This is a genomic window from Halomonas sp. ND22Bw (assembly GCF_003011945.1).
Taxonomy (GTDB): Bacteria; Pseudomonadota; Gammaproteobacteria; order Pseudomonadales; family Halomonadaceae; genus Halomonas; species Halomonas halophila.
In genome coordinates, this window is the sequence record NZ_PXWD01000765.1 from 1 (window position 1) to 275 (window position 275).

Here is a 275-nt window from a genome sequence, read left to right on the forward strand (position 1 = left end):
CGAACTCAGGGATTTCACCGAGCAATGGAATCAGCAGATTGATAAAAAGGGCGGCTCAATGACGACCAGAAAGCTAGCTCCTGACGAGCAGCGTCAGTCTGACGAATGGAAAAGAAAACAACGACGTGAGAACCCGAAATGCTGCGAAGGTGGAAAAGTTGCGGGCCATCCGCCTGACGCGGCTGCTGGTGGTGACATCGTGCCAGATGCACCAATGTGGCAAGATCCGCGAGTAAACTCTTATGTAGGGGGCATTGTGAGGGGACTGGGACCAG

The 275-nt window shown here is 53.8% G+C and carries 1 protein-coding gene; it reads left to right on the forward strand.

Translation table 11 applies throughout. The features are described from left to right. A partial coding sequence (locus CVH10_RS26810; protein WP_219924887.1) for a hypothetical protein occupies positions 1-275 on the forward strand: 275 nt, incomplete at both ends.